The organism is Luteolibacter yonseiensis (assembly GCF_016595465.1).
GTDB lineage: Bacteria > Verrucomicrobiota > Verrucomicrobiia > Verrucomicrobiales > Akkermansiaceae > Luteolibacter > Luteolibacter yonseiensis.
In genome coordinates this window covers 51,298-74,067 of the sequence record NZ_JAENIK010000005.1, presented here as the reverse complement: position 1 = coordinate 74,067, position 22,770 = coordinate 51,298, and the positions used below count along the sequence as shown (strand labels likewise).

20 protein-coding genes are annotated in these 22,770 nt (G+C 60.5%); 4 read left to right on the top strand and 16 right to left on the bottom strand.

The features are described from left to right. Positions 1-7: 7 nt before the first annotated feature. From JIN84_RS23210 to JIN84_RS05720, 16 genes are all read right to left on the bottom strand, one after another. The gene (locus tag JIN84_RS23210; RefSeq protein WP_267908179.1) at positions 8-139 is read right to left on the bottom strand and encodes a hypothetical protein; all 132 of its coding nucleotides are present in this window, start codon (positions 137-139) and stop codon (positions 8-10) included. A gap of 242 nt (positions 140-381) precedes the next feature. Further along, positions 382-969, bottom strand: coding sequence for a hypothetical protein (locus tag JIN84_RS05790; protein ID WP_200350083.1), 588 nt, complete (start codon positions 967-969; stop codon positions 382-384). Positions 970-1,038: 69 nt separating this feature from the next. Beyond that, complete coding sequence (locus tag JIN84_RS05785; RefSeq protein WP_200350082.1) at positions 1,039-2,541, bottom strand: RHS repeat-associated core domain-containing protein; 1,503 nt, start codon at positions 2,539-2,541, stop codon at positions 1,039-1,041. Positions 2,542-2,819: 278 nt separating this feature from the next. Further along, a complete protein-coding gene (locus tag JIN84_RS05780) occupies positions 2,820-3,317 on the bottom strand; it encodes a hypothetical protein (RefSeq protein ID WP_200350081.1) in 498 nt (165 codons plus the stop codon). A gap of 40 nt (positions 3,318-3,357) precedes the next feature. Beyond that, a complete protein-coding gene (locus JIN84_RS05775; protein WP_200350080.1) occupies positions 3,358-3,651 on the bottom strand; it encodes a hypothetical protein in 294 nt (97 codons plus the stop codon). Between the two features lie 157 nt (positions 3,652-3,808). Further along, positions 3,809-4,222 carry a hypothetical protein gene (locus JIN84_RS05770; RefSeq protein ID WP_200350079.1) on the bottom strand — a complete coding sequence of 138 codons (414 nt, stop codon included), beginning with the start codon at positions 4,220-4,222 and terminating at the stop codon, positions 3,809-3,811. 6 nt (positions 4,223-4,228) lie between these two features. After that, positions 4,229-10,318 carry an RHS repeat domain-containing protein gene (locus tag JIN84_RS05765; RefSeq protein WP_200350078.1) on the bottom strand — a complete coding sequence of 2,030 codons (6,090 nt, stop codon included), beginning with the start codon at positions 10,316-10,318 and terminating at the stop codon, positions 4,229-4,231. Positions 10,319-10,559: 241 nt separating this feature from the next. Beyond that, complete coding sequence (locus JIN84_RS05760; RefSeq protein WP_200350077.1) at positions 10,560-11,612, bottom strand: glycosyltransferase family 25 protein; 1,053 nt, start codon at positions 11,610-11,612, stop codon at positions 10,560-10,562. A gap of 1,039 nt (positions 11,613-12,651) precedes the next feature. Continuing rightward, positions 12,652-13,644, bottom strand: coding sequence for a hypothetical protein (locus tag JIN84_RS05755; RefSeq protein WP_200350076.1), 993 nt, complete (start codon positions 13,642-13,644; stop codon positions 12,652-12,654). Positions 13,645-13,661: 17 nt separating this feature from the next. Then, positions 13,662-14,282 carry a hypothetical protein gene (locus JIN84_RS23205; RefSeq protein ID WP_200350075.1) on the bottom strand — a complete coding sequence of 207 codons (621 nt, stop codon included), beginning with the start codon at positions 14,280-14,282 and terminating at the stop codon, positions 13,662-13,664. Between the two features lie 16 nt (positions 14,283-14,298). Continuing rightward, complete coding sequence (locus JIN84_RS05745; RefSeq protein ID WP_200350074.1) at positions 14,299-14,595, bottom strand: Bbp19 family protein; 297 nt, start codon at positions 14,593-14,595, stop codon at positions 14,299-14,301. 176 nt (positions 14,596-14,771) lie between these two features. Then, positions 14,772-16,430, bottom strand: a complete 1,659-nt coding sequence (locus tag JIN84_RS05740; RefSeq protein WP_200350073.1) for a portal protein — start codon at positions 16,428-16,430, stop codon at positions 14,772-14,774. 145 nt (positions 16,431-16,575) lie between these two features. Continuing rightward, on the bottom strand, positions 16,576-16,845 hold the full coding sequence (locus tag JIN84_RS05735; RefSeq protein ID WP_200350072.1) for a hypothetical protein: 270 nt from the start codon (positions 16,843-16,845) through the stop codon (positions 16,576-16,578). Beyond that, entirely contained in the window at positions 16,803-17,402 is a 600-nt protein-coding gene (locus tag JIN84_RS05730) for a hypothetical protein (protein WP_200350071.1), read from the bottom strand. The genes JIN84_RS05735 and JIN84_RS05730 overlap by 43 nt, the downstream gene beginning before the upstream one ends. 252 nt (positions 17,403-17,654) lie before the next feature. Beyond that, a complete protein-coding gene (locus JIN84_RS05725) occupies positions 17,655-18,953 on the bottom strand; it encodes a hypothetical protein (RefSeq protein ID WP_200350070.1) in 1,299 nt (432 codons plus the stop codon). Continuing rightward, positions 18,950-19,480 carry a terminase small subunit-like protein gene (locus JIN84_RS05720; protein ID WP_200350069.1) on the bottom strand — a complete coding sequence of 177 codons (531 nt, stop codon included), beginning with the start codon at positions 19,478-19,480 and terminating at the stop codon, positions 18,950-18,952. Before JIN84_RS05720 ends, JIN84_RS05725 begins: the two co-directional genes overlap by 4 nt. Before the next feature lie 621 nt (positions 19,481-20,101). On the opposite strand from JIN84_RS05720, the gene JIN84_RS05715 reads away from it, so the two are divergent. The 4 genes from JIN84_RS05715 (at position 20,102) to JIN84_RS05700 (ending at position 22,627) form a co-directional block, all read left to right on the top strand. Next, complete coding sequence (locus JIN84_RS05715; RefSeq protein WP_200350068.1) at positions 20,102-20,467, top strand: hypothetical protein; 366 nt, start codon at positions 20,102-20,104, stop codon at positions 20,465-20,467. Positions 20,468-20,826: 359 nt separating this feature from the next. After that, positions 20,827-21,216, top strand: a complete 390-nt coding sequence (locus tag JIN84_RS05710) for an imm11 family protein (protein ID WP_200350067.1) — start codon at positions 20,827-20,829, stop codon at positions 21,214-21,216. Between the two features lie 16 nt (positions 21,217-21,232). Further along, positions 21,233-21,811 (top strand): hypothetical protein, encoded by a 579-nt coding sequence (locus JIN84_RS05705; protein ID WP_200350066.1) that lies wholly within the window; start codon positions 21,233-21,235, stop codon positions 21,809-21,811. A 33-nt stretch (positions 21,812-21,844) separates the two neighbouring features. Then, positions 21,845-22,627 (top strand): hypothetical protein, encoded by a 783-nt coding sequence (locus JIN84_RS05700; RefSeq protein WP_200350065.1) that lies wholly within the window; start codon positions 21,845-21,847, stop codon positions 22,625-22,627. The last annotated feature ends 143 nt before the right edge of the window (positions 22,628-22,770 follow it).

The following is a 22,770-nucleotide window of genomic DNA, read 5'->3' as shown; positions in this document are numbered from 1 at the left end:
GGATCTTTTATATTAACTGTCCCTCGTTCGTGCCGCCCGGGCTGTTCGCCTGCGTCAGCCGCTGGCCCGCGCGGTCGTAGGTGTAGGCATGGCGGTCGTAGGTGTAGGCATGGCGGTCGATCTGCGTGGAACCCCTCATCCAGCGCATCTCCCGGGTCCTCCCGTGGCGATCCCAGCCGCCGTAGGGGTCTCTGGAATTGCCGCCGGAACCACCCGCAGCCCTTTTTGAAACGAGTGCCCTTATGACAGCCCCGGCTTTTGATTTCTTCCCCAAAACAAACCAAGCCTGCCACACCACATGGGCGTGACAAGCTTGGAAGTAAATACAGGGAAATCGGATCGGGACATCAGCATGCGCTGGAACACCCCGACCAGACCACCCTATTCCGTGACTTTCTGCGAGAAAACATAAATCAACATGTCGATATGATCCAACGAAGCAGGCAGCCCGCTGGCGGTGAACGTCCGCTCGGACAAATTGGTTTTCACAAGCGTCGCGCCCACACCGAACTTGTCCAGAGACTTTTCGAGCTCCGCCTCCGAGCTCCAGTCCAGGCCCAGTTTGTCAGAAACCGACCTGGTGATTTTATAATCCCTTTCGTCATCGCTGCCGTTCCCCGCCGCGGTGAATACGACCGTATTCCTTCGGAAGTCATAATTCACGGCATGCTTGTAGACCATCCCGATTTGATACAGGACTTTTGACAGCTTGACGTCGTCAAACTTCAATTCGAACTGTTTGCGCTCGTCAAACTGGCTGCTGTTCACGAACTCAAATTTGATATTCCTCGCGGCAGGATCATCGGCACTCACTTTTTGCATGAGGGCATGGACGGCCCCGGTCAGCGATTTTTCCGAAATTTCGCACGAAACGGACTTGTCCAGATAACTGGCGACGGAGACTTCCCCCGCCGCCAGATTGGAATGGATGAATCCGATGGCGAGCATCGGCACCGATAATATTTTCATACTGTTTTTCATGGATTTTGCTTTATTCAAAAGAATACGAAAACATCATCGGCTCACGGATGCTTTATATTATCTGCCCTTGAGATTGGGGGGGATATAAGGACCGTGGAAATTTCCGTCATTACCCCTCGTATAGGCTTTCGGGACCGTGGCTCCGCCCTCGAAAGCCTTGTCAAGCCGGCGCACCCCGTCAGGTCTTCCCAGGTAGTTGGAGCCCCCCGCATCGGTTGAAACATAATCCTTCTCGCTGAAATCGGTATTTCCCGGATGGGAATGATACTGACCTACCATCGTAGCCGGTGAGACACATGGAGAAACGACCGTGGCGTCGCATCCGCTCGGTGTGCCTGGTTTGGGGTCGGTGCGGGTCTTCTTACCGTTTTCGCAGCAGATGGAACCGCAGTACTCCCTTTTTTCGGGATCTTTTCTGGTCAGTTCGGAGGCCTTCTGCGCCCCCTCAACCCCCACCGCATCCGTGTCTTTCCCGTTGTTCTGCGGCGGTGTCTGTGCCGGTGCCGGTGCCTGCGCCGGTGTCTTCGGCGGTGTCGTCAGCCCCAGCCGCTTCACCGCCTCCCGTTGGCTGATCGCTGGCTGCAACCCGAGGAAGTCGGTCCCGTTCACACCGTTGTTTTCAACGAACGCGTACAGGTTGATGCCTCCATCCTCCTCGATCGGATCCCGGTTGATGAACCTCCCCAACAGTGGCGAATAATATCGGAATCCATAATTATACCACCCCGTCTCGGCATCACGCGCCTGCGCCTTGTGCAGCATGTTCCAATGATGGTCGCTCTCGGACTTCGCCGCATACGACGCCGTCAGGAAGCCCACCTCGCCGAAGGCGCTGTAGCGGTAGCGTTCCAGCACCGTGCCCGTCGAGCTGGTGATCGCCGTCACATTGTAGTAATCGTGGAGCGCGTAGTGGACCACGGGAGTTCCGCTTCCCTCCTTGCGCACGCGGCGCACCAGATCGTCCCGGTAGCGCAGGCCCCAGTCGTAGCTGTGCGTCGTCGTGATGGAACCGTCGTTGAGATGCTCCTCCACCGGACGCCATTCCTCGCCGTAGTAGGTGTCCGTGACCAGATCCGGCGTGACCGCCTTCGTCCGGCGCATGAGGCCGTCGTATTCATAGGCGCCGACGAGCCCCCCGCTGCCGTTCCTCACTTCCGCGAGGCGGTTCCACGCGTCCCATTTCAACTGGTGGGAATCGCTCCAGCTTCCGCTCTCATCCGGCGGACACTGGGTCAGGTTCCCGGCCGCGTCGTGGGCCAGCAGCGCGCTGGATCCATCGATCTGTGTCAGCATGTTCGAGGCATTGTGCGTCCGGCTCTGGTCGAGCGTCTGCACGCCGTCCTCCCACACGTCGTAGCCCGTCCAGTTCCCAATGGGGTCATACGAAAACTCCTCCATGCGGACGGTGCCGCCCCTGATGCGGTTCTTGAGCTGGCGCAGCCCGTCGTAAACGAAAACCTGGCCCTCGTTCGTACCGCCCGGGCTGTTCGCCTGCGTCAGCCGCTGGCCCGCGCGGTCGTAGGTGTAGGCGTGGCGGTCGATCTGCGTGGAACCCCTCATCCAGCGCATCTCCCGGGTCCGCCCGTGGCGGTCCCAGCCGCCGTAGGGGTCCCCGGAATTGCCGCCGCAGTGTCCACCAGCTCTCGATGAGACGAGCGCCACTGCTACAGTGCCGAATTTTGATTTCTTCCCCAAAACAAACCAAGCCTGCCACACCACATGGATGTGACAAGCTTGGAAAGGAATCCCGTGCGACACCTGGGCGCAGCACGGTGTTTTTCGAAGGCTCGGGATGCCGCCATATGAAGTCTGACGACATCCGTGATGCCCTCTATGAATCAGACATCCGCGATGATGGAGTCTCTTATATGGGCGATTTGAATCAGGTCTTCCTCCCGATGCTGCAAGGCAACGGTGTTGGACACCACATCCAAAAATTTCCGAATGATATAAGACATCGATTTGTTGGAACCAACCCAGGCAACCACCGATTTTCGGCTCAGGAAATCGAACAAGTTTTCATATTCCACACCGCAAACCATCGGACTGCCGGTGGCGGAAAAATCATCCCTGGATTTCTTAATCATTTGTACAAAATAGATCAAATATCCTCCGAGATAGCATTTCCCAACCTCTTCTGGAACGAGAGAAAAAAATGGGAACGCCGCCAGATTTCCTATTACTTCCGGAATTTCGTCATAGTTTTTTTGGTTGAACATCTCCAAAAATTCACCATCAAGGGTTCCACTAGCATCAATTTCCGTCGATTCATTGAATAATGAATCGAACACCAGTTTTATTTCATGCTCCATCAGCGACAGGTCCAGGTGGTTCATATTCATGTGCATTGATTATTATATGTTTCCTTGTGATTATTCAAGCCCGATTCATTTTGGCCTTTGGCATGCGGATGGTGCCGCCGCGGATGCGGTTCTTGAGCTGGCGCAGCCCGTCGTAAACAAACGCCTGGCTCTCGTTCGTGCCGCCCGGGCTGTTCGTCTGCGTCAGCCGCTGGCCCGCGCGGTCGTAGGTGTAGGCGTGGCGGTCGATCTGCGTGGAACCCCTCATCCAGCGCATCTCGCGGGTGCGCCCGTGGCGGTCCCAGCCGCCGTATGGATCTCTGGAATTGTCGATGGAGCCACCGCCAGCTCTCGTAGAAATGAGCGCCACTACTACAGCCCCGGCTTTTGATTTCCTCCCCAAAACAAACCAAGCCTGCCACACCGCATCGGCGTGACAAGCCTGAAAATCAAGCATGCCGGGCGCGACCTCTAGAAGCCGCGTCCGACGAGGGTTTCAGATGATGCCGTCCGTGAGGACAACTCTGCTACTTGTGCAGGTTTGACAAATGATATCTCTCGAGTTTACCATACTTGTCCATCTCCATCCGAAGGTACCATCCTATGAATGGACTAGGATATTCAAGACCATATTCCTTGGAAAGATCGGGGGCTTTTTCAAAGTCAAGGTTATACAACTTGCCGCCATCTTCAAGGTCTCCTATCTCTTCAATCTTCTTGTCGAATATCTCCTGAAGCTGCGGAAGAATCATCCCCCGCTTCACAGTGCCATCAGACAATACTTCAATACAGAAATACAGCCTCTCTTTCGGATTTTCGATTCCCGCGTATTTAATTTTCTGTTTGATATCAGCTTCCTTCTCCGCCAGAACCACCGGAATGGAACCGGCGATGAAAACCAAAGAAATGCATGTGATTAATGATTTTAATGTTTTTTTCATATTGTTTTACTTTTCAGAACCATCTCCTCCTTTACAAGGAACGCAGGCCGCGCACCACATGCTGTCCGGATAGCGCCTGTCATTCGCCGGCACATCATGGAAAGTGAAGTTTTGATCCCCATATATCCAGGCATGATCGCCCCACCCATACCTGAATCCATCTTTTGTGGGATATCTTGTCACATAGTTATACCCAGCCTTCCCGTCAGAAGCTTCAACAGAGTTCTTGGGGATCGCACCATCGGGCCACTTCTTTGGGCCATCGGGCTCGGTATATTTACCTTGTTTTGCGAAGACCACTTTTCTCTGACCGGGGCCGCACTTGGTGCCATCAGTCTCCTTTTCCGTTTGATAACAGGTTGTATTCACATCCTCTTCAGGGAACCCATTGGTCCTGTTCAGCTTGCACAAAGCAAGACCAATACAACCCCTCATGAGAGCCTTTTTCTGCTTTTCAGTCATTTCCAATCCTCGATCAGAATAATCCTTCATCAATTCGTCCCATGATCGATCGATTCGTCCTCGGGTATCCATATCCGGCGTGAGTCCATAAAGATCCGTCCCGTTGATCCCATTATTCAATACAAATGCGTAGACGTTTGTTCCACCTTCTTCCCAAATCGGATCCCTGTTGATAAACCTCCCAAGCAAAGGCGAGTAATACCGATACCCGTAGTTGTACCACCCCGTCCCCTCGTCACGCATCTGCGCCTTGTGCAGGATGTTCCACTGGTAATCGCTCGCGGACTTGTCCGCATACGCCGCCGTCAGGAAGCCCACCTCGCCGAAGCCGCTGTAGCGGTAGCGCTCCAGCACCGTGCCTGTCGAGCTGGTGATGGCCGTCACGTTGTAGTAGTCGTGCAGCGCGTAGTGGACCACCGGCGTGCCGCTTCCCTCCTTGCGCACGCGGCGCACCAGGTCGTCCCGGTAGCGCAGGCCCCAGTCGTAACTGTGCGTCGTCGTGGTTGAACCGTCGTCGAGATGCTCCTCCACCGGACGCCACATGTGGTTGTAATAAGTGTCGGTGGCAAGGTCCGGCGTGACCGCCTTCGTCCGGCGCATGAGGCCGTCGTATTCATAGGCGGCGATGAGATCCCCGCTGCCGTCCCTCACTTCCGCGAGGCGGTTCCACGCGTCCCATTTCAACTGGTGGGAATCGCTCCAGCTTCCGCCCACATCCGGCGGACACTGGGTCAGGTTCCCAGTCGCGTCGTGGGCCAGCAACGCGCTGGATCCATCGATCTGCGTCAGCATGTTCGAGGCATTGTGCACCCGGCTCTGGTCGAGCGTCTGTACGCCGTCCTCCCACACGTCGTAGCCCGTCCAGTTCCCGATCGGATCATACGAAAACTCCTCCATGCGGATGGTGCCGCCGCGGATGCGGTTCTTGAGCTGGCGCAGCCCGTCGTAAACGAAGGCCTGGCTCTCGTTCGTGCCGCCCGGACTGTTCGTCTGGGTCAGCCGCTGGCCCGCGCGGTCGTAGGTGTAGGCGTGGCGGTCGATCTGCGTGGAACCCTTCATCCAGCGCATCTCGCGGGTCCGCCCGTGGCGGTCCCAGCCGCCGTAGGGGTCCCCGGAATTGCCTCCGGTGAAATTGTAGTTCAGTTCCATGCCTCCCTCCACATAGCTCGTCCGGATGAACCTGTCCAGTCCGACATATTGATAGGAAACGAGATCCACCGTCGCTCCCTCCACCCTCAGGCTTCCGATGCGGCCCAGTTGCTCGTTCAACCCTCCCGCCGTGCCGTAGCGGTAGTTGATCTTGCGTCCGGACGGATGAGTGATGGAAACCGGACGGATGTCGTTCCCCGTGCCATCCCGATATCCATAGGTGACGGACGGCGTCGTGGAGATCACGCTCCCGATGACGGACTGCCGGTCCGCCGCGAGCTGGCCCCACGCATTGTATTCGAAACGCACCTGGTTCACCGTGCCGCCCACCCGATGGCTGGAGACCACGGCGAGCTGGCCCTGGTCCGAATAGCCACGGCTGATGCCGGTGACGAGATCGTCGATCCCGGTGCCGAACGCGGTCACGGAGTCATGGACCAGGCGGCCCAGCTTGTCATACTCGTACTCGTGCACGGTGCCGTTCGGATCGGTGTAACGGATCGCCTGCCCCTGGCGGTTGTATTGATTCGTATAAGAACCTCCGTCCGCCATCTTCTTCCGCCGCACCAGGCCGTTGTGGGCGATGGCCGAGCCTCCCGCGGGCGTCACGCCATAGCACCACTCGGTCTCCTGGTCGCCCGTGACCGCGTTTTTCACGATCAATTTCCGCAGCTGCGAATTCGAGTGATATTCATAATTCGTCGTCCGGTTCTGGTCCGTGGCCGTGCCGCCGTCCACCTCATTCTCGACCAGTTCGGTGCGGCGGCCCCGGGCGTCGGATTTCCAACTCGTCACGCGGCCCAAGGTGTCCACGATGGCGTTCGCCTCACCGTTCCCGGCGAACCGGCGGGTGGTGACAAGCACGCTGTCCGAGGTCGCGGGAGGCACGCCGGGGCGGGTGAGATCCGCTCCGCTGTTCGTTCCATACTCCGCGGTCGCCCTCACGCGGCCGATGGCATCCGGCCAATAGGCGGTGTAGGTGCGCCGGCCTTTCGCCAGACCCGGCCCCGGGTTCGCCCCGTAGAGCGGACCGCGCGCCGTCTCGTCGTGGTAGCGCTCGCTCCGCGAGGTGAGGATGATGTTTCCTCCCTTGTCATACGTTCTCGTCTCCTGCAGGTGCACATAGTCGTCCGAGATGTAGTTCGGCGGGTAATACGTCCCGCCCGCGCCCGGTGGCGTCACGATCGCCGCCCCGTCGTGGAACTGGTAATCCTTCGTCTCCCTCAGGGTCTTCCCGCCCACCTTCGTCTCGGTCGCCGTCTTCGTGACCACGCCCTTGAATCCGCCGGCCACGTCCCCGTGCTTGCCATAACTGTGGGACTTCAGCATCTCCCGCAGGCTGGAATTCCCGCCCGGCTGCTCCGAGACCGACTTGAGATAACGCGGTGCCACGGGATCCGTCTCCTCGTTATAATCATAAATCTTCACCCGCCCGGTGTCCGACAGCGTCACCGTCAGCGTGGACGATCCGCCGATGACCGGCTCCGTCACGCCGGCGATGGCGGACGAACGCGCGTCAAGCGTGGTCTGATAGTCGGAGTTATACTCGCGGTAGGTATGCCAGCTCGCGCCACCCACCGCCCTCAGGATGCTGAGGATCGCCTTTCCACCCGCATTGCTGTAAACGATGTTCTTGCTGCCGTCCGGCCTCGTCTCGGTGGTCCGCGTCGCCCAGGTGTTCACCTGTGAAAGCGACGGCTCCGTCGGATTCTTCCAATACTCGAACGAGTAGGGCATCGACCCGCCGTTGATCTTCTCATGCTTCACGCGGCGCGCGCCGTCATACTCGAAGTAGAAATCACTGAAGCCGAGCAGCTCCTCGTCGGTCGTGGTCACGAAGGAAACACCCCCGGTCATCATGCGCCGGCATCCCGCCGGACCGATGATCATCTTCAGGCCATGGGCGAATCCGTTCGCCTCGCCCGCCACATAATAGCGGTAGTAGTTCCGGCGGATCTCCACCCAGGTCCCCGTCTCCGTGTTCCACTGCTCCACCAGCGCGATCTTGAGATCGCCCGGAGAACCACCCGACTCCACCTGATAGTAATCATAGCGCACGCGCTGGAGGTTCACGCCATCGATGGTCTGCGTGATGGCGCAGATGCGTCCGTTTCTTCCCACGTCGGAGGTGAAATAATCATAATTGAACACACCGGTGCGGCCCTCGCCCGCCCACTGCGCCTTGTCCAGGCGGCCGTCGCTGTAATAGGTCAGCGTCATCTCGTTGCCGTTGCGGTTGACGAGCGACTTCATCCGCCCGCGCAGTTTCTTCGCCACCGCCGGAGTGTTGCCGTAGAATTTCTTCAAGCTGCCGTCCGGAAGATGCAGCTTCAGGCCGGTGCCCTCGGCGATCATCTGGGAACGGTGCCCGAAAAGACTCCGCAGGCTGCCATCCGTGCGAGGCTCGATCCACGTCGTGGAATTCGCCCCCGTGACCACCGCCATCAGGTTCCTGTCGGGGCCCTGGTTCTGCGCCACGTGCGAAAGCTCCTTCAGCAGCCAGCGGTAGCCGTTGAGTCCGTCGCCATCGCGGCCCATGCGGTTCGAGTAGCTGCGGGTGTGACCCCACTTGAAACCAAAACCCTTCCACGAAAGGTCGACCGCCTTGTGGAGCAGTTCCCCGGTCGCATAGCGGACGGGTCCCTCGCTCTGCTCCATCGGACAGGACGGCGCGCCCGATCCGTCATCGGTGCCGACACCCGCGCCCGACTCACCCACACCCGAGTCCTCGTCACAATCCGGACAACTCGCCATCGGATCGGTCTCCGAACCGCTCGAATCGCCGCTTCCCGATCCGTCATCGCTTCCATCATCCGAGCCCCCCGAACCCGAGCCATCTCCGGATGAATCTCCCGAGCCGGAAGACTCGGAGCCGGACGATTCCGAACCCGAAGACTCCGAACCGGAGCCGGAACTCGACGGACTGCCGCCGGAACTGCTGGAACTGCTAGAACTGCTGCTCGGGGAACCCGACGAGCTCGATGAACTCGACGCCTTGTCCGAATCCGAATCGGACGAAAAACCCCACTCGTTGCTGCCCGAGGCCGATGAGGAACTCAGCTCGCCACCCAGGCTCGAACTCCCGCTCCCGCCCGAGGTCACCGGATGGTCGCCCTCGATCACCACATATCTCGCGAGGTTCCGCTCCACGCCGTCATAAACATACTTCACCGCCGCGTTCGAACTCGGACCGGTTTCCTTGATCAGGTTCCCGGAAGCGTCGAACCAGCGGTTCGAAACCAGCGGTGCCGCCGTCAGCACGCCATCCTCCGCACCCCACACCTCATGGCGGTAGATCCGGCCCTCGCTGTCATGGTGGTTCACCTCCTTGCCGAGGAAATTCCCCGCGCCCACCGAGTCACGGTAGCGCACCACCTCCCTCACCCGGCCCAGCGAATCATAGCCATAAACCGCCAACAAATCCATATCACCATCGGAAGTCCTCACCTCCGTCAGATTTCCGAGCGAATCATACGCCCGGAGCTCCTCGCGGTCGTCCTCCGGATCATCACCCGCCTTGCGGACGATCTTCGTCAGCAGGCCGTCCCCTCCCGCGGCACCGTTGTCATAAACATTCTCCGCCACCAGCACCATGTTGTTCGCCGTCGCCGGAGTGACCACCGGCCTCGGCATCGCGTCCGTCGCACCCGTGTCATCCGTGCCCACCCAGGTGGCCGTCACCAGCCCCCGCGCGTCATACACCGTGCGCGTGATCGTGCCCGTCTCGTCCTTCACGCGGACCAGGCGCTTCATCGCGTCATAACCATACTCCACCTTCTCATAATGCGTCCCCACCGTTCCGGATCCAGTCGCCGGGATGACGTGGTAGACTCGTCCCTCGCTCACCTTGCCCCATTGGTCCGTCGTCTCGAACGACCACTTGCTCCAGCGGCAGCGGTCGTCGAAATCCTCCCCCGCCGTCAGCATCCCGACGTCGCACTCCCGCGTCGCCTCGATCCTCTCCTCCACCGTGCCGCCCTCCACCAGCTTCGTGCGAGTGATCGTCACCGCGCCCACCGTCTTGAAAGTATAGCTTCCCGCCGATCCCGTGGCATGGCCGTTCGCGCGCCTCACCTCCTGCGCCGCATCCAGGTAAAGCGTGTAGGCCACCTGCCGCACCGCCGTCGTGAACGCATCCGTCGGCGCCAGCTGCACGTTGTGGACCGGCCCCAGCTCGCGGATCACGCGGCCGTAGCGGTCGATGTCATAATCCGTCACCAGGTGCAGCCCTCCGCCCGGCGGAGTCACCCATCCCTCCGGCGCGCCCGAAAGCGGCGTCACCAGCGCGTCCTCGATCTTGCGGACCACCGCTCCCGTCGCCACGTCGTAGACGTAGTTCGTGATGAAGCCACGCGGCGACTTCTCCCAGACCAGGCGGCCGTAGGAATCATAATTGCTCGCCACCTGGTACGTCTTCCCGCTCCCGTTCTCTTCCGGTGCCACCACGGGGAGGTTTCTGATGCTGTTCTTGAGTTGATAATTCATATATGTATTTTGAATACGCGCCGAATATCACCCCCACCACCCCGCCACCACAAGTTGATATACAATCACAAATAAAAATCATATTTAAATTACATATCTCCCCCCTCAACAAAAAAAGAGAGAAGAGAGGAAAAAAATCCCCCTCTTCTCTCAATCTCCTCCCCGTCTTCCAGTCTTAATTCTTAATTCTTAATTCTTAATTCTTAATTCTTAATTCTTAATTCTTGATTCTTGATTCTCCCTACGCCGCCGAAACCCTCCGCCGCCTCCTCACCCCGCCCTCCGAATTCAACGGATGCTCGAACAACCCGTTCCCCGGATACCTCAGCAGCACGTCGATATCCGCCTCACCCAGCCTCAGCACCCCCGGATCCCACAACCTGCGGACCTCCTCGATCGAAATCGAAGGATGCCAGATCGCCGGCAGCATCCAGTGTCGGATCGCCTCCGCCGCGATCATCCCCAGCCACCTCCGCAACGCGTCCGGAGAACCCACGCAATCGTCCAGTCCCACATCCTCCACGCTGTCCGGCTTCCTGTTGTAGCCGAAATGCAGCTGCCGCATCAGCCGGTCCCGCTCGCCCTCCGTCGCGGGCGGCTCGTCCAGATAAATGAACGGAAGCTCCCCGCCATGGCGATGGTGGTTCCACCAATGGCGCGGAGTCACCCTGCCGGAAATATTGCTCGTCCCCTCCTCCTGCCCCGCCACCCACCACGCCGGAACATACACATTCCAGTCCATCCGCTCGTGCGCCGCGCCCAGTTGATGGTCGATGTGCCAGTTGTCACGCATGTAATCCGGCGCATGCGTGATGTGCTTCTGGAACGCCTGGAACGCCACATTCCTCAGCGCGAACGCGTGCGTGCGGTTGATGTTCCTCGCCCTCAGCACGAACGGCCTCCCGTCCACCTCCTCCGGATCATGCAGATGCTGCCCCCCCAGATAAATCTGCCCCCAGTCCGCCGGCAGCTCCTCCCAGAACCGCGCCAGACACCTCATCGAATCCTCGTGGAAAACCACATCATCCTCCAGCACCAGATAATTCCCCAGCCCGTCCATGATCGCGTCCTGCACGATCCGCAGGTGCGAATGCAGGCACCCCCACGCTCCGTTCCCCGCCTGGAAATAAGCCGGTGCCGGGCACTTCTCCCCCGAGACCGCCCTCACCCACGTGATATCCTCCGGCTCCGCCAGCCCCAGCTCCGCCAGATGGCTCGTGAGACGCGCCCGGCGCTCCTCCTTGTAAGGAAGATTGATGACAAAAATCCGTTCGAAGTAATCTTTCAGTTTCATGGACATCCCTGACCAATAATGACACCCCCTCCCCCATACGAGAAAAAACCCCTAATTAAAATATCATTTATATATCTCACCCCCGGGCGGTCGCCACATCTCCCGCTGACAAAGCGAGACGGACGGCGCGATGGTCGGCACCCCGGAGGGGTCATGGAAATTAGCCGGTGGCGCAAGCCACCGGAACCCGCCCCCATCCATTCAAGCCCCGGCAGGGGCGCTGGAAACTCCGCCCCATTGAGGAGCCGCACCAGTGTCAAAAGCGCGGACACAGGTGACCCGCACACGCACCTACCCACGGGTCCGCATCCGCCATTCTTCAGCACCAAAGGTGCGGAATGCGAAAGCCCAGGGCAAGCGAAGCGCGGCCCTGGGTAACACATTCCAAACAAATCGAGTCCTGTAGGGACGACATCCCTGGCGCCCCGCTCCCCGCCCGGCCCCGTCCCATCAGAACTCCCGCCGCCGCAAAAAACCATCATCCCGGAACGCCGACCCGGACAATTCCATCACGCACCGTTGGTGCTCAAAATCCCCAAACCCGCCGTACCACCACACCGCACCCATCACCTCTTCCTCCGCGTCTTCCTCCCCGCACTCCGCGTTCTCCGCGTTTCGATTTCCCACCCTCCACTTTCCTCAATCATCTCTCACCCTCATCTCTCACCCTCATCTCTCACCCTCATCTCTCATCGATCATTTCCTTTGCGCCTTCGCGGTAAATCTCCTCTTCCACCGATCACCCGACACCTCTTCCTCCCGGTCTTCCTCTTCTCTTTCCATCAACTCTCAACCATCAACTCCTCCCCCCTCATCGATCATCGCTCACACTCATCCCTCATCGATCATCCCCCTCCATATCCGTAGCGGCGGTGCATGACCGCCTGCGCCCGCTGGACGACAGCTGAAAGGTCTCCTCGGAACAACCTGCTTTTGATCCTTCGTCAGCCTCGCGCAGGCAGCCAAGCACCGCCGCCCCCCAACTCTTCTCTTACCTCTTACCTCTTACCTCTTGCCTCTTGCCTCTTACATCTCCATCTCACCCCGCCTTCATCCACGCATGCACCTGCGCGTTCGCATCCGGGTCCCCATCCCAATACCTCTTGTACAAAGGATTCGCCGGATTGCTGATCACATCCTGCGCCCTCGCCCGCAGCCCGCCCACGCTGTTGATGTCCGAGCCCTTCACCAGCGCGTCCTCCGACATCGCCGCACCCGCGCGGGCCAGAGTCATCACAAAGCGCGCGTTCCGGAAAAGCGGATCATTCCCCACCTCCTCCGGCGTGAACCCGAAGGTCAGCGCCGCCCGCTCCGCCAGCGCCTTCTTCTGCACCGCCTCCGGGCCGTTCCCCCACGCCTTCGTCAGGATCTCCGACTGCCGGTTGAACTCCCGCACCTCCCAGGCACGGGCCTGCTCCTCACCGGTCGCCGCCCATTTCCCGGCGCGTCCCAGGTCATACTCCTGCAGCTTCGCCACCTGCTGCGGCGTCAGCCCGATGTCATGCGCGTACCTCGCGAACTCGTTCAACTCCTCCTCGTCCACCGTCACCCCCTGCGGCAGCTCCTCCGGGATCCGCAGGCCGTAGCCCTCCGGAGAATCCGGCACGCCCAGCCGCTTCAGCACCGGCGCCCACTCCTCCCTCGGCGCGTCCGCCGCCGGGATCACCACCGCCTCCGCCTTCTTCCCCAGGATCTGCTGGAGATTCAGCGTGTGCTGCAGCGCCTGCAACGGATCAGAATACTTCGCGAAATGGCTGCGATGCTGCTGCAGGTCCTCCGGCAGCTTCGTCACCCAGTCCGGCGTGAACCGCCCGTCGTCGCCCACCAGCTTGCGGAAATCGAAACCACCGCCCGCCTGCCGGCCCGGCGCGGCCGCCGCCTTCGCCACCACCGCCGCCTGCGACTCACCGAGCAATCCTGTCGCCAGACCCGTCGTCGGACCTGTCGTCAGACCCGTCGCCGCCACCTCGCCACCGCCCCCCCCGGCCGAGGGATCCTCCATCTCATTGTTCAACATATAAAATCGTTTCATCTGGAAAAACAAAAGGTTCAGGCATTCCAATCCATATCTTCCGACAACCCGTCACGCGAGCTGTCCCGCTCCGTCAGGTGCGTCTTCCGGCGCGCGAAATACGTCTCGCGATACCCCGTCACCTCATCCATCCCCGTCTGCGGATTCGTCTCCAGCACCGGCACCCTGCCCCGGCCCGTCACCCCGTAGCGGATGATGAACTGGTCATGGCGGTGCTCGTGCAGCCACTCCACGAAGGCCGGCGTCTTGTCCCCATACTGCGGATTCTTCTTCGGCGGCGGCGGACAACCCGTGCGCGCCGCGAAATCCAGATCATCCTGGTAAAGCGCCCGCGCCCTCAGCACCTGCTCGCGCGCCTCCCGGTCCAGTCCCAGACTGTCCATCGCCTCCAGCTCCGCGGGCGTCGGAATTCCCGGAGTCCCGGCACCGGCGCCCTCCGCCACGGGAGCGGATTCCTCCGCCGCCGGAGCCGGTCCGTCACCCGCCGCCTCCCCCTCCGCGGCAGCCGCCTCCTCGCGCAGCCAGCGCGTCACCGCCGCCGTGTATTTCTTCTTTTCCGGAAGCAGCCTCATCGTGTCGCCCTCCAGATCGCCGATGTGCTCGCCCTTGCGGAAAAGCCTGCCGGCATTGTCGATCATATAGATACTTTCGTTATCAGTCTTCATCGTGTGCTTGTTTCGTGATTTCGGTGAGCTTCTCACCTTGAGAACATTTGTGCAGGATCGTCGCGATCACCCCGCGCGAACCCGTCCACGCCCGCAGCCGGGAAATCGACAGCTCCCCGTCCTTCCCCGTCGGCGGCGCCGCCGCATCCCAGCCGAAGTCCCGCTTCAACGCCGCCAGCACCGCCCGGCCATCCTCCGTCCGGAACAACCGGTGGAACTGCCGCGCCTCGATGCGCCCCTGCCTCGCCAGCTGCTTCTGGATCTCGTCATCTTCGTTCTTCATCATTCGGTCCTTCCTAAAAGTTCATCACCCCCCTCGGAGCACGGAGACAAGCGCCACACCGCCTTGAATGTCCCATCGTCCCATCGTCCCATCGTCCCGGCTCTTCCATCTTCCATCTTCCATCTTCCATCTTCCATCCACGATCCACGATCCACGATCCACGATCCACGATCCCTCCATCACCCCATCTTCCCCCCCAACGCCCCCGCCACCGCCTCGATCTGCTCGGGCCGCAGCTTGCTCGCCGTGTTCACCATCTGCGTCGCACCCTGCACCTGCGCCTGCTGCGCCGCCGCCTGCTGCTCGCCCTGGATGATCTCCTGATATTCCTCCTCCGACGAAAGCCACTCCTCCGGCACCCCGAAATTCCGGCCCAGCCCGCGCGCCGCCTGCGACACCTTCACCACATGCCTCACGCTCGGATCGATCGCCAGCATCGGCTGCAGGCTCTCCAACAGATTCATGAAACCAGACGACTGCAGCGAACGGATCGCCAGCGCCACCCGCGACGTGAACTGGATGCGCGGCGGACGCACCTGCGCCCCGCCACCCTCCCGCGCCATCACCGACGGCGGCGGCGCCGGGAAACGGCGCTGGCGCAGATACAGCTTGAAAACCCGCTGCAACATCGGCTCCAGCCACTCCCACTGCATCCGCAGGAACGTCGGCGAGAAAAGCACCAGATTCTCCGTCGCACGCTCCGCCACCTCCCGCGCCGTCATCTGCTTCGTGATCTGGCTGAACATCCGGAAAAGATCATAATGATACGCGTCCTTGATCTCCTGCTCCCGCCGCTGCAGGCGCTCCAGCCCCGCATCGATGCGGCCCTCCGTCCCCCACACCTCCGGCTTCGCGCTCTGGAACGGATTGTAGATCGTCACATCCCCCGCTCCCATCCCCACCACACCCTCCAGCGTGGAAGGGATCAGCATCCGCGGGTAAAGCTGCACCTCCGCCACCCCGTCCATCAGGAACTCCAGGCGGTTCAGATACTTCGCCGGATCCAGCGCGTGCCACCCCGGGCACCAGCCGTACGCCGAGCTGCCCCACTTCAGATAACGCGAGACCAGATAGGGATTCGACTCATACCCGCCCTCCCGCAGCAGCACCTTGTGGTCCGGCAGGAACCAGCACGACGCCACCCCCATGTTCAGCGCGTCCAGCTTCATCGTGTCCCGGTCCTCGCGCGGATAAACCGCATGTACCACCGTGAACTTCTGCGTGTGCCGCTTCGCATTATCCTTCAGCGCCTCCATCACCTTCGCCGGCATCCTCTCCTCGCCGAACTCCTGCACCAGCTGCACCGCCGTCATCTCCCGCTCCCGGAAAACCGTATCCACGATCTTCTCCGGATTCTCCGCGATCGAATACGTCCCCACCGGCACCGCGTCGAAAATCAACCCGCTCGGCAGCGTCATCGACTCCTCCACATAAATGTTCCCCACCGAGAACCCCGACCGGTCCAGGCACGCCTCATGGATCTCCGTGTAGAAATTCGACGACGTCAGCCCCGCCAGCATGATCTCCGTGCACTTCGCATACCACTTGAACGAAGCGTCGTCCGCCAGGTCCGCCGGCGGCTCCATCCCGAACCAGCGCTCCGAAAAAGGCATCGCATACGCCATGCACCCCTGCGCCAGCGTCATGTTGCACGTCGCCGCCGTCGAGTTCCGCGAGCGACGCTCCCGGCCCGCGTCCGGCGTCTGGTCGCGGTTCGTGATCTGCGCCTTGCGCGGCGCGATCACCTCCGCCAGCTCCTGGCACAGCGAGTCATAAGCGGCCCTGTCGGCCTTCAGAGCGGCGTTCCGCTCACACAATTGTTGGATATCAGCAGGCATGTTGTTGGATAAATGTTGAATGGTCGGACGTTGGGAAATCGGTGGTTCGGCGAACGGATGCATCGGCGGGCGTGGTGTCGTTGGCGGAAATCAGGCACCACGTGATCCGTGATCACCGCCCGCCCGCCACCTCCACCGACACCTCTCAAAGCAACTTCCTGCTCCCCGGATCGTCATAACTTCCGCCCAGCAGCGACTTCTGCGGCCGGATCGTCGCCGCATACCCCATCCGCTTCGCGGCGGCCGCGCGGGCCAGGTCACCCTCCCTCGCCACCTGGCGGTTCGTATCACGCACCGGCGGCGGCGGCGTGGGAGGCGGCGGCGGCGGGGATGCCCCCTTGTGCAAGCGCTTCAGCTTGCCGTCCGCACCGATCAGGTCGGCCGAGAAATATGGGCTGTCTGGTTCTTGATACATCGTTTCTTGAGTGATTCGTATGGATGAAACCGCAGAACGTTGTTCCGCTCGTAGGAAATCCAGTCGCAAGGCACATGTGGAAAACCGAAAATCTCCCCCACATCACCCGCAGCCAGATAGATGTGGATACAATCTTTATGGGCGCACGTCAAATCAGTTTTGCCAATATGACCATCATCGCCATCCCATTTTAAATCCACCTCCGCGCGCGGCGGATCCGCCACCCCGTTCACCCACGGATCCACGATCCACTCCCGCGGCCACTCCCGCGACACCCGCCGCGCCATCACGAACGCCGTCGGCGTGCTGAACACCAGCCCGTGCAGCAGATGCGCCTCCAGATCCTCCCGGAAAGTCCGCGCGCAAGCCTCCGCCTCATAAACCGCCGCCGCCCGCTCCACCGCAGCCAAACCCCTCCCCGCCCGCATTCCCATATCTTCCCCATCCGCCATATCCGCCATATCCGTCATATCCGTCATATCCGTCATATCCGTCATATTTTTCATATCATCACTTTCCACAACCCACCGCACATCCAACACCTCTTCTCTTTCCATCAACCATCAACTCTCAACCATCAACTCTTCCCATCCTCCCTCACCGCTCACCCATCACCTCTTCCTCCGCGTCCTCCGCGTTTCGATTTCCCCCTCTGTCACTCATCGATCATCGCTCATCGATCCTTCCCTTCGCGCCTTTGCGGTAAAATCTTCTCTTCCACAACCCACCGCCAACCCGCACCTCTTCTCTTTCCATCAACTCTCAACCATCCACTCTTCCCCTCATCGATCATCGCTCACACTCATCCCTCATAGATCCCCTCTTCCCAACGACACCCTCACCCGCGCCCCCCTCTTCCCCGCCCCCAGCCTTGGCAGGTTCTCCGACACGATCCCCGCCATCTCCGCCTCCGCGATATACCCGAACGCATCCGCATCGTGCGACGCCCAGTCATGCACGATCTCGCTCATCACCGCCGCACTCGCCCCATCCACCCTCCGCCGGTAATTCTCCAGCGAAACCCGCAGATCCCTCGTCCTCGGCTCGTTGAACCAGATGTTCGGAAACATCCCCCACATCCGGTTGATCCGCCGCTCCGGGTCGTCCGTCCTCGGGATCACCCGCACGTTCTCCAGCCCCGCCGACGCCAGCTCCTCCACGAAAGAAAGCCCGCCCGGCCGCCGGCTCGCCGCATCATGCGGCAGGCAATGGCAGCCGAACGCATAACCCTTCGCCATCATGTGCGCCACCCGCTCCGCCGTCGTCAGCCGCAGCCCCGTATCATGATCCACGATATAAAGCCACGGCCCCACCCTCTGGAAATACACCACCCGCGTGTTCTCCGGACTCCCCAGGTCCCACGCCGTATGCACCAGCGCCCCCTTGTCCGGGGAGAACTCCCGCACCCGGCCCGCCGCCTCCGCCTCACCCACCTCCTTCGCATAAATCGCACCCGTCCGCCCCACGCTCGGATCACACTCGAACTCCTGCCGGAAAACATCCGCCGAGATCCCCTTCCGCAAGTCCTCCAACTCATCCTCCGGAATGATCCCCGACTCCGAAGCACGCAACAACAGCGAAAACCAATCCCCGTCCGCCGCCGCATCCACATACCTCTGCCACTGCCCCTTCTTCCCCTTGATCGTCCCGATCCAGATCGCCCACCCCCTGTAATCCGAAAGACACGGCCGGATCACCGAAGGCCACGCCATCGGATCGATATCCTCCGGCTCGTCGATCACCACCCCGTCGAAATAAAGCCCCCGCATCCGCTCGTAATTCTCCCCCGAATAAAGCCGCACCGTCATCCCGTCCGCGAACGTCACCTTGAGATCGCTCTCATTGATCGACACCCCCGGGATCTGCCACGTGAAACTCTTCAGATACCCCCACGCGATGTCCTTCGCCTGCGCCTGCGTCGGCGCGATGTAGGCATACCTCGTCGGCGGTCCCGGCCGCTTGTGCGTCAGCGCCCGCAGCAGCAGCTTCTGCAAACTCGAAAAAGTCTTCCCACCCCGCCGGTGCACCACCAGGCAGCACCACCGCTTCTTGCTCTCCAGAAACTCGCGGAACTGCCGCCTCGGCCGTATCTCCAGAGTCACGCTCATCCCACGTCCCCCCCCACCACGATCCTGATCTCCCCCGCGTGGTTCGCGCTCACATCCACCTTGTCACCATACAACCTCGGCGCCCACTTCGACAAAAGCTTCAGGTCCGTATCAATGATCAGCTTGTCCCTCGGCAGATCCCCCGAACTCTCACCCCGCCCCCGCGCGATCTCCCGCAGCCGGTGCGCGATCGCCTCGAACCCGTCCTCCCTCGCCCGCGCGAACCGCGCCGCGAACCCCGCGTCCTCCTCCCGCCAGAGGTGCACCGTCCGCGTGCACGGCATCCCCTCCTCCCGGCACACCGCCGCCAGCGACCTCCCCTCCGCGATCCGCTCGCAGATCCCATCCCTCACATCCTCCCTCCTTGCGGAAACAGAAACCCTCTTCCCCTCCACCGCACCACCAGCCACCTCCGGCCCGCCACCGCCACACTCCCCCTTCACAACCCCATCCTTCCCAAGCGCCCCCTTCGCCGCGGCGCTCCGCCCGCCCGTCTTCCTCACAACCGTTGTTTTCTTCGCTGGCATCTTTCCCTCCATTTGAACACCCGCCATACTGCCTGATCACCCATCATCAAAAAATGGGATTATAAATATATCTCACCCCGCGAACCACCTCACCACCTCACCACCTCACCACCTCACCACCTCACCACCTCACCACCTCACCACCTCACCACCTCACCACCTCACCACCTCACCACCTCACAACCTCACAACCTCACAACCTCACAACCTCACAACCTCACAACCTCACAACCTCACAACCTCACAACCTCACCACCGCACAACCCATCTTGGCAGCGGCCCCGCCGGCGGAACAACTATCTGATTGGAATCCATCCAGCACCAAAGGTGCGTGATGTGAAAGCCCGGGGTGAGCGAAGCGCAACCCCGGGATGGATTGCTTCGAATCACAAGTCCTGAAGGGACGGCATCCATGACGCGCCACCACCCCTCCGATCCCATCCCTTCACAACCACCGGGCGTTTCGATACCATCTTCCAAAGGTCCGCACCTCCCTAACCGTGACAGAACAGACACCAAACAAAATGGAACTCCCACCCAAAACCTGAAACAATCCCACCCCCGGCAGGAACCCCTCACTCCGGCATCCTCCTTTCACCTGACAATATCCACCGATCCACCATGGGATACGACATCTACATCACCCGGCGCGACACTTGGTACGATGACGAAGGCCCGGAAATCACTCCGGAAGAATGGAAAGCCGTCGTGGACGCGGATCCCCGGCTGATCCTGCTGGACCAGGACCCCGAAAACCCGCTCAATGCGAAGATGCACAGCACCCCAAACCCATACCATGGCGTGCGCTATTTCCACTACAACACCAGTGACATACGGGTCAAAAAACCCAACAAGGAAACCCTCCTGAAAATGCTCCACATCGCCAAGATCCTCGGAGCCCGCGTCATCGGAGAGGCCGATGAAATCTACGCGGAAGACGGAACCCCCGACAAGGCCACACAATACACCGTGCGCGACGGCTGGTAAAAGGACCCGATCCATGGAATGCGGATTTCCCAGCCTCCATCCGTGCTCTCGGCGGGAAAGCCCCATCTCCGTGGACAACCCATCCGTCCCGGCGGGACCAGCCAGCCTGTGAAAGCCATCAGAAATGAATTGCAACCAACCGCCGGAAAACCATCCGATGTAACGATCCCTTGACCATGACAATCTATCTGATTCAACACGACCATTCCAGAGATTCTCTGTTGACCTCGGATTCCGGATTTTTCAACAAATCCGGATCATTCAGACCGGTTCGGAAGTCGGAAACGTGGAAGGTCTTCGGAGAGAATGGGCCGGAGTTCTATCTTGAGGCACCAGCGAAAAAACAACCGGGTCATTTCATGTATCTGGAACCGGGTGCCTTGGTTTATGCCGGCTCCGTTCACCTCAGCGCCGTCGGGAGAATTCTCGAGGCATCCGGCGAGGTCCTCCCGGCGCGGGTGGAGCGGAACCCCGAGCCATTCCATGTATTGAATGTTCTCGCAACCTACGACTGCCTCGACATGGAGGCATCCAAATACCGCATGGCGGGCACGGCGGTTGCCGAGATTTCCGATCATGTGTTCAAACCGGACACCATCGGAGATCTCAGCATTTTCAAAACGCAGGTCAGACAGAATGTCGCGATCTACACCGTCGCCGACAGGGGGGATCCGGAAAATGAATTCTACCATCAGTATCACAACGCCGGCCTGACAGGCCTGGCGTTTGAAAAAGTATGGAGCGACTGACATACCTTTAAAAATAATGAAAATATATCGGATCATCAACGACCCCGCGTTCCACACCCTCGCCGCGACGGAGCCGGAACCCCTGGAACCGATCCTCTCGCTTGACCTGGAGCACCTGTGGGAACCATGGATCTCCGCCTTCGGCCGGCAGGGCCCCGAACTCCGCGCCGCGGATCCCCAAACCACCCGCAGGGGGAATTTCTTCAAGTTCCACCCCGGCTTCCTCGCCTACGACACCTCCGTGGCCGACGCCGCCGAGCAGATCGAGCTCCTCCAGGACGACATGGAATACCTTCCGGCGCGCCTGGAAGGCACCTCGGAACGGCTCGACATCATGAACGTCATGGGTTGCTACAACTGTTTCGACCATGGCCGCGCCGGATACACCACGGATGAAAACGGCGGAATCACCGCCATCACCCGATACGCGTTCCACCCCACCCGCATCATGGACAGCACCATCTTCCGCATCCCCGAGACCCGCTTCGAGGAGATATATGTGTTGTCGGGACGCGGGGATGCCGAATTCATCGAATTCTACCAGGAGAACGGATTCACCGGCCTCATCTTCGAAGAAATCTGGAGCGACGGTTGAGGACGCCTTGGAAAATCAAATCCAGCACCAAAGGTGCGCCATGCGACAGTCCAGGGCAACGCCCTGGGAATCGACCCCAAACATACCGGAGTCCTGAAGGGACGTAATCCAAGGGACGCACGCCTCACCACGAACACCAATCCCATCCTGCGCGCCGCGATCCCCGGCGGAGGCCCCATCCTCCGCGCTCCTTTCACCAGCCTCCGATCCAACGACCTCAGCCTTGCTTCCCATACGTTTCCAAACCATCCGGTGCGACGCCCCCCCCCTCACTTAAAATCGAAAACCACCATCATGATCAATTGGGACACGTCCACCCCGCCCAAGCCCCTCGATGAGATCTTCGCCCTGGAAAACGGCATCGATCTCGAAGCCGGGCTCGGCAGCTACCTGTTTTTCAAGCGTTACAAGCATCGAATTGAACTCACCGATGCCGAGAGCGTCTTCGAAACATTGCAGAGAATCGGTACCGTCATCGCCGCGGACGGATTCACCTCCGTATTCTGCCAGTTCCTTTCCCCGGATTCCTTCAAGGCCCTCTGCTCCGCCCTCACCGAAATGGAGGCGCCCCGGCTGAGAGACCTGCTGCGGGAAGCCTGGTCCATCTATACCAAGGGCAAGGACCCCATCACCCTTGACGAACTGCAGACCATTTCCGTCCGCCGCTTCAACACCAGCAAGGAAATGGACCGCTTCGACCGGATCGGCGAGGAGGTGGAGGACGAGCTCCGCCGGCAATACCGATCCGGCACGGTGCTCTCCGCGGTCTATGCGAAGAAACACCGGGACCGGTTCATTCCCTTCCCGCAAACATGACCGCACCCGGTCGGGGGTGGATCACACCTCATTAAAATCCCGGCCTGCCATCCATCGCACGGCCGCCTACCGGCATGAGGATGGAATCCCGGACCCGCATCCTCCCTTCCATCGGCCACCCCCTCGCCGCGGAAACACCCGCA

Excerpts from the sequence above, each read along its gene's own strand:
- JIN84_RS05785 (WP_200350082.1), bottom strand. The coding sequence starts at position 2,541 with ATGAGGGGTTCCACGCAGATCGACCGCCACGCCTACACCTACGACCGC.
- JIN84_RS05780 (WP_200350081.1), bottom strand. The coding sequence starts at position 3,317 with ATGAACCACCTGGACCTGTCGCTGATGGAGCATGAAATAAAACTGGTG.
- JIN84_RS05715 (WP_200350068.1), top strand. The coding sequence starts at position 20,102 with ATGGGATACGACATCTACATCACCCGGCGCGACACTTGGTACGATGAC.
- JIN84_RS05765 (WP_200350078.1), bottom strand. The coding sequence starts at position 10,318 with ATGAATTATCAACTCAAGAACAGCATCAGAAACCTCCCCGTGGTGGCA.
- JIN84_RS05760 (WP_200350077.1), bottom strand. The coding sequence starts at position 11,612 with ATGAAACTGAAAGATTACTTCGAACGGATTTTTGTCATCAATCTTCCT.
- JIN84_RS05790 (WP_200350083.1), bottom strand. The coding sequence starts at position 969 with ATGAAAATATTATCGGTGCCGATGCTCGCCATCGGATTCATCCATTCC.
- JIN84_RS05735 (WP_200350072.1), bottom strand. The coding sequence starts at position 16,845 with ATGTATCAAGAACCAGACAGCCCATATTTCTCGGCCGACCTGATCGGT.
- JIN84_RS05745 (WP_200350074.1), bottom strand. The coding sequence starts at position 14,595 with ATGATGAAGAACGAAGATGACGAGATCCAGAAGCAGCTGGCGAGGCAG.
- JIN84_RS05720 (WP_200350069.1), bottom strand. The coding sequence starts at position 19,480 with ATGCCAGCGAAGAAAACAACGGTTGTGAGGAAGACGGGCGGGCGGAGC.
- JIN84_RS05730 (WP_200350071.1), bottom strand. The coding sequence starts at position 17,402 with ATGGAAAGAGAAGAGGTGTTGGATGTGCGGTGGGTTGTGGAAAGTGAT.
- JIN84_RS05770 (WP_200350079.1), bottom strand. The coding sequence starts at position 4,222 with ATGAAAAAAACATTAAAATCATTAATCACATGCATTTCTTTGGTTTTC.
- JIN84_RS05725 (WP_200350070.1), bottom strand. The coding sequence starts at position 18,953 with ATGAGCGTGACTCTGGAGATACGGCCGAGGCGGCAGTTCCGCGAGTTT.
- JIN84_RS05740 (WP_200350073.1), bottom strand. The coding sequence starts at position 16,430 with ATGCCTGCTGATATCCAACAATTGTGTGAGCGGAACGCCGCTCTGAAG.
- JIN84_RS05755 (WP_200350076.1), bottom strand. The coding sequence starts at position 13,644 with ATGAAACGATTTTATATGTTGAACAATGAGATGGAGGATCCCTCGGCC.
- JIN84_RS05710 (WP_200350067.1), top strand. The coding sequence starts at position 20,827 with ATGTATCTGGAACCGGGTGCCTTGGTTTATGCCGGCTCCGTTCACCTC.
- JIN84_RS23205 (WP_200350075.1), bottom strand. The coding sequence starts at position 14,282 with ATGATCGACAATGCCGGCAGGCTTTTCCGCAAGGGCGAGCACATCGGC.
- JIN84_RS05705 (WP_200350066.1), top strand. The coding sequence starts at position 21,233 with ATGAAAATATATCGGATCATCAACGACCCCGCGTTCCACACCCTCGCC.
- JIN84_RS23210 (WP_267908179.1), bottom strand. The coding sequence starts at position 139 with ATGAGGGGTTCCACGCAGATCGACCGCCATGCCTACACCTACGACCGC.